Below are 6,272 nucleotides of genomic sequence, written 5' to 3'. Positions count from 1 at the left end.
GTCGATCTCGCATGCGCTATGGCATGGATCACTTAAATGAAGACGCCGCCTAGGGCTATTATGGGCGCCATCCGTCGTCTGTTCGGGCTGCTGCCGGGCGAACAAAAACCGATATCGGGCAACCCGGATCATCAAGCGGGGCGGGGGATTATCCCGCCCCCGCGTCGGTCATTCCTCGGTCAGATCATCGTCTTCCTCGGGGTTGACGCCGAAATCCAGACCATGGCTGGCGCGGATCTTGTCCTCGATGGCATAGGCCACCTCGGGCCGGTCGCGCAGGAATTGCTTGGCGTTTTCACGCCCTTGCCCGATGCGTTCGTCGCCATAGGAATACCACGCGCCGGATTTTTCCACTACGCCCGCCTTGACGCCCAGATCAATCAGTTCGCCGACCTTGCTGATACCCTCGCCATACATGATGTCGAATTCGACCTGCCGGAACGGCGGCGCGACCTTGTTTTTCACGACTTTAACGCGGGTCGTGTTACCGATCACCTCGTCACGATCCTTGATCGAGCCGGTGCGGCGGATGTCCAGACGCACCGAGGCATAGAACTTCAGCGCGTTCCCGCCCGAGGTGGTTTCCGGGTTGCCGAACATCACACCGATCTTCATGCGGATCTGGTTGATAAAGATCACCATGCAATTGCTGCGGCCGATGCTGGCCGTCAGCTTGCGCATCGCCTGGCTCATCAGGCGGGCCTGAGCGCCAACCTGCGCATCGCCCATGTCCCCTTCGATTTCCGATTTCGGCGTCAGCGCCGCGACGGAATCGACCACCACCATACTGACCGCACCGGACCGGACCAACGTATCCACGATTTCCAGCGCCTGTTCGCCGGTATCGGGCTGGGAGATCAGCAGCTCATCCAGATTGACACCCAGCTTTTTGGCATATTGCGGATCAAGCGCATGTTCAGCGTCAACAAAGGCGCAGACGCCGCCTTTTTTCTGTTCCTCAGCCACGCAATGCAGCGTCAGCGTGGTTTTGCCGCTGCTTTCCGGGCCATAAATCTCAATGATCCGCCCCTTGGGCAAGCCACCGATGCCCAGCGCAATATCCAGCCCCAGAGATCCGGTCGAGGTCGCTTCGATTTCGGCCACGGGGTTATCCACCCCCAACCGCATGATCGACCCCTTGCCGAACTGCCGTTCAATCTGAGCCAGGGCGCTGTCCAGCGCCTTTTGTTTGTCTGCCGACTTTTTGTCGTTCATGTCAAAGAGACTCGCCGTAGCCATTCTGTCCTGCCTGTTATTTCACAGCCCCCCGGCGGGGGCAATCTGCCCGACCCAAGCGATGTTCTTCACTTGTTCTCATCTTCCTGCGCGATTTCCGCAGCCTTTGCAAGCGATTTACCGGGCTGCGATGATTCGCCGCCCTCATGATGGCGCGAAAGCCGTTAACAAACGGTTTACAGCGCCTCATGACGCCTTTATTCACACGGCCCGAAATCAACGGGGCATCATGCTTATATTCTGGAATCCGCGGCTGGCTTTTCTGGCCACGCCCAAGGCGGGATCGTCGGCCGTCGAAGCCGCGCTGGAGCCGCTGGCCTGTGCCGCGATGATGCGTCCGCCGCAGCTCAAACACACGGATCTGAGCCGCTGGCGTTCTCATGTCGGGCCGTGGCTGAGCGAAACGGCGGGCGCGCCCTTTACCACGGTCGCACTGATGCGCGAACCCGTAGACTGGCTGCGAAGCTGGTATCGGTTCCGGTTGCGCGATGATCTGGACGATCCATCCCATGCCATGCAGGGCGTCAGCTTTGCCGCGTTTGCCCGCGCCTATGGCGATCAAAGCAGCGTAGTCCGGCAGATGACCGGAACGCAATCCGCCTTCCTGATCGATGGTGCTGCGCGTCCTGACCGGATTTTCCGTTATGAGGACATGCCGGCCTTCATCGCCTATCTCGAAGACATGCTGGATTGCGTGATCGAGCTGCCGCGCGTCAACGTGCCGCCTTCGGTCGATGTCGAACTGACTCCGACCGAAGAAGACACCCTGCGCGCCGCCATGGCCCAAGACCTGAGGCTTTACGACAGTCTCTGATCTGTCAGTGCGGCACCGGTCCCTGACCGCTCAGATGACGGGCGACGACTTCGGTCAGTTCTGCCAACGTGAAGGGCTTGGCAAGAAAAACTGAATTTGGCACCGGGGCATGGCCCTCGCCGAAGATGTCCTCGGTATAGCCGGACATGAAAACCACGCGGGTCTGTGGCCGGTCAACCAGCGCGGTGCGCACCCAGCTTGGCCCATCCATGCCGGGCATGACCACATCGGTCACGAAAACATCCACTGACAGCCGGTCATCTGCCAAAAGCTCCAGCGCCGCTTCGGCACTGGCGGCCTCCAGCACCTCGTAGCCCTTCATCCGCAATGCGCGCGCAGCAAAGGCACGCACGGCCGCTTCGTCTTCGACCAGCAGAACAGTTGCCGGACGCGTCGGTTCAGGCGCGGGCGCAAGCGGGCGTGCCAGTTCCGCAGGAGTATGACTTTCCCTGCGGTCATAAGCGGGAAACAGCAGCGTAAAGCACGTTCCCTCGCCCAATGTGCTGTCGCAAAAAATATAGCCGCCGGTCTGTTTCACAATGCCATAGGCGGTGGACAGACCCAGCCCTGTGCCCTCGCCGGTGCGCTTGGTGGTAAAGAACGGCTCGAAAATCTTTTCGGCGATCTCGGGGGCAATGCCGGTGCCTTCGTCCTGAACCTGAACCTCGACATAGCGACCCGGCGGCAAGGAGACGCGGCCCTGAACGTGACCTTGGGGATAATGCAGGTTGCGGGTGCGCACCTGAATATCGCCGCCATCCTTCATCGCATCGCGGGCATTCACGACCAAATTCATGATGACCTGTTCCAATTGCCGCTTGTCAGCACGGATTGCGCGCAGATCCGGCGCATGATGAATGCTGAGCGCGATACGCTCTCCGACAAGACGGTTCAGCAGGTGGCGCAGATCTGCCAGCGTATCGCGCAGGTCGATGATCTGTGGTTTCAACGTCTGTTTGCGCGAAAATGCCAGCAACTGGCTGACCAGCGCAGCCGCACGGTTGGCGTTCTGGCTGATCTGATCCAGATCGGCATAATCGGGATCGGCCTTGTCATGCCGTAGCATCAGCAGATCACAGTGCCCGGTGATTGCGGTCAGCAGATTGTTGAAATCATGCGCAACGCCGCCTGCCAACTGGCCGATTGCCTGCATTTTCTGACTTTGAACAAACTGTGCCTCCAGCGTTTTCAGGGCACTGGCGTCATGCAAAACGGCCAGCACCGACGCAGGGTCCGAGGAATCCGGTGCCAGCGAAACCTGAAAATACCGCTCTGCGCCTTCGCGAAGGCGCAGCATTTCAGCCTTGCTGCTGGTGCGCCCCTCGCAGACATCGGCCACCCAATCACCAACCGAGCGTCCTGGCCCCTCCATCAGACTGCCCAGCAACGGGTGCTGATCCAGTTCTGGAACCAGCCGGCAAGCCGCCTGATTCGCACGATGCACACGGCCATCGCGATCCAGCTTGAGCAAGGCTACGGGCAGATTGTCGAAATACGGCTCAGCCATAAGGTTGACCCGATCCGGCGCATGAGGCGCGATGTCGGGTTGCGCACCACTGATCGTCCAGATCTGCAAAGGCGCATCCCGCCCCACTGTCACAGACAGGATATTGCCATCTGCCAGCGTCATTTCCGAACTGCCGATGCGACCTGCGCGCAGGATCATATCGGCGACCGCACCATCTGCATCGGCCCGCGTTCCCGCAGCCAGAGCCTGAACGCGCTGCCCGGTCAGGTCGCCATGTGCGACCGTAGCCGCATCGTTTTGCAACTGCACAACGCCCATCGGATCGCAGATCCATACGGGCTCTGAACTGGCCAGAACCTCGGCCCGGATGCGTGACAGGCTGCGCCGAGCAACGATTCCGCGCGCCAGATGCCCGACCGAAACCGCCCCGCCCAACAGATACCACGCCACAGCAATGGTCGAAGCCACCACCGCAACCATACCGCCCGCATGTCCGGGCAAGACCAGCAGAGCCAACGCCCCGATGGCCATCGGGGCCATCAGCAGCGGCAAAAAGGCGATCGCGTCGCGCGGCAGGCCGATTTTTTCATCCCAATGAGCCACGAATGAAGCTCCTTCTCGAATCAATCGCAGCCAGATTGCGTGGATGCGGGTTAATTCCCGGTTAACACGCTGCAAGAAATCCGGCGCAGTCATGGCGCTGACCGCGACAACAGCGACAGAAAAAAGCCGTCACTGGCGGTCAGGGGGGTATAACAGTGGGAAAAGGTTTCAGAAAACGCGGGATTCTGCCCGAGGAATGCCAAAATTTGCGCCTGATTTTCAGCCTGCAATACCGAACAGGTCATATAGGCCAGATGCCCGCCGGGCCGCACATGCCGGGCGGCCTCGGTTATGATCTGCGCTTGCAGCGCAGTGAGCCGCATCAGTTCCTGCGCAGTCAGTCGCCACTTCTGATCGGGTGTGCGACGCCAGGTGCCAGAGCCGGAACAGGGCACATCCGCGACGACCAGATCAAACAGCCCCGTCGGGCGGATGGTCACGGTGATCCGCGCGCCCGCACGCGCCGCACGCACCGGCAGATCGCGCATCCGTGACGGGTCAGCATCATGGGCGGTGATCTGCGCCCCCCCACGCGCGGCCAGCGCCAGTGCCTTGCCGCCACCCCCCGCGCAATAATCCAGCACCCGATCACCATCGCGCAGCGGCAAAGCCGCGCAAGCCAGTTGCGGCGACAGATCCTGAAGCTCGACCATGCCCTGTTGATAGGCGGCGGATGCGGATACACGCCGCTCGCCCGCTGTCACGCGCAAGGCTGTGGGCAGCCCGTCAGATGGCTCGACGCTGATGCCGTCACGGGTCAGTGCGGTCACAGTATCATCGGGCGTCGCCTTCAGCAGATTGACACGCAGCCAGATGGGCGCCCGGTCCCGCAACGCAAGCGCAACAGCCTGTGCCTCATCGCCCAGACTGGCGGACCATTGCGGCAAAATCCAGTCGGGCAGATCGCTGACCTCGCCCCCTTGAGGCGGGTGGCCGACCTCTTGCGGCGTGACGGGCTGCGGATCGAAACCCTGCCCGGTGAACACGGTGTCCGGGTCAGCACCAGTTTCCCGCAACATCCCCAGCATCAACCCGCGTCCCGTCAGCCCCCCGCCCAAGGCCGCGCGCGAGCGGCGGCGCCGCAAGCTGTCAAAGACCAGATCGCGCACCGCCGCACGGTCGCCCGAACCGGCATAGCGCGCGCCGCGCGACCAACGCAGCAACGCCTGTTCGGCGGGTTGACCGTCCAGAATCATATCCAGAACCGTTATCGCCGCAGCAATTCGCGCATTGGGAGTCATCCGCCGCCTCTTGTAGAACCCGCCAGCACTATAGGCGTTGCGCCGCCACGCGCCAGCAGATCAGGGCAGTTCCCCCCTGTCCAGCATCCCACCCTGTCCGAACAGAGGCCCGCTGCCCCCCGCAACCAGCAAGGCCCCGCGCGAATCGCCGATCACGGCCAGCGATCCGGCGCGCCCCGTCAGCGGGGTGCCGATGGGCGCGCCCAGCAGGGTCAACTTTTCCCGCGCGCGGCGCACCTTTTCCACCGGCATCGGCGCGGCGTCGGCAAACTGGTTATAGGTCTCGGGCGATCCGGTCATACCCTGAAACCCACGCGACTGATACATCGCGCGCAATTCGTCAAAGCGTTTCAGATAGCGATTGGCATGAACTGGCGTGCGGGAATGAAAGGCCCCCGCTGCCGCCCGCCAATCGCCGGTTTCCTGATAAAGCTGCCGCACAAAGCGCGCGGCATAGCGGGCATTCGTCATCGGGTCCAGCATCGCGGCAACCGAAGGGAAATTCTCACCGTGCCAGCGATAGTTCAACTGAAAGCAGCCAACATCAACACTGGGCCGACCCATCGCGATACGATCCTCGACATAGGCCAGCGCACTGGCCGGATCGTCAAACCAGGAACCCGCACCATCGGCATTCGCGCTCCACGCCCAAGGGCGGACCACGCCATTACGGCGACGACCGGTTTCGGTCAGCGTCAGACCGGCCAGAATATCGGCGGGCACCCCGCTTTCGGCAGCGACCTGCATGGCAGCGTGTTCACAGACCGCCGCCGCCACATCCGGGTCATCCAGCCGCAAGCGCGCCTGTGACGGGTCAGGCCAGCACAGCACCAGCATCAGCCAATACACCACGCGCCGCACAACCAGACGGCCCGCACGGGCAATAACAAGGATCAAGGGTCGGATCATC

At 61.9% G+C, this 6,272-nt stretch carries 5 protein-coding genes; 1 reads left to right on the top strand and 4 read right to left on the bottom strand.

Annotated features, from left to right (window positions below; all coding sequences use genetic code 11):
• Window positions 1-168: 168 nt before the first annotated feature.
• Window positions 169-1,239, bottom strand: a complete 1,071-nt coding sequence (gene recA, locus Q4G22_RS11610) for a recombinase RecA (protein ID WP_303386064.1) — start codon at window positions 1,237-1,239, stop codon at window positions 169-171.
• A gap of 226 nt (window positions 1,240-1,465) precedes the next feature.
• Here recA and Q4G22_RS11605 point away from each other — a divergent pair, with 226 nt between their 5' ends.
• Window positions 1,466-2,050 carry a hypothetical protein gene (locus Q4G22_RS11605; protein ID WP_303386063.1) on the top strand — a complete coding sequence of 195 codons (585 nt, stop codon included), beginning with the start codon at window positions 1,466-1,468 and terminating at the stop codon, window positions 2,048-2,050.
• A gap of 4 nt (window positions 2,051-2,054) precedes the next feature.
• Here Q4G22_RS11605 and Q4G22_RS11600 read toward each other — a convergent pair whose 3' ends face one another.
• The 3 genes from Q4G22_RS11600 to Q4G22_RS11590 form a co-directional block, all read right to left on the bottom strand.
• Window positions 2,055-4,058, bottom strand: coding sequence for an ATP-binding protein (locus Q4G22_RS11600; protein ID WP_303386067.1), 2,004 nt, complete (start codon window positions 4,056-4,058; stop codon window positions 2,055-2,057).
• 152 nt (window positions 4,059-4,210) lie between these two features.
• The gene (locus Q4G22_RS11595) at window positions 4,211-5,362 is read right to left on the bottom strand and encodes an RsmB/NOP family class I SAM-dependent RNA methyltransferase (RefSeq protein WP_303386062.1); all 1,152 of its coding nucleotides are present in this window, start codon (window positions 5,360-5,362) and stop codon (window positions 4,211-4,213) included.
• Window positions 5,363-5,422: 60 nt separating this feature from the next.
• Window positions 5,423-6,271, bottom strand: coding sequence for a hypothetical protein (locus tag Q4G22_RS11590; RefSeq protein WP_303386061.1), 849 nt, complete (start codon window positions 6,269-6,271; stop codon window positions 5,423-5,425).
• Between the last annotated feature and the right edge of the window lies 1 nt (window position 6,272).

It is taken from the genome of Paracoccus sp. (in: a-proteobacteria) (assembly GCF_030538655.1).
Classification (GTDB): domain Bacteria; phylum Pseudomonadota; class Alphaproteobacteria; order Rhodobacterales; family Rhodobacteraceae; genus Paracoccus.
The sequence above is the reverse complement of the archived record's forward strand: the minus strand, read 5'-3'. Positions and strand labels throughout refer to the sequence as shown.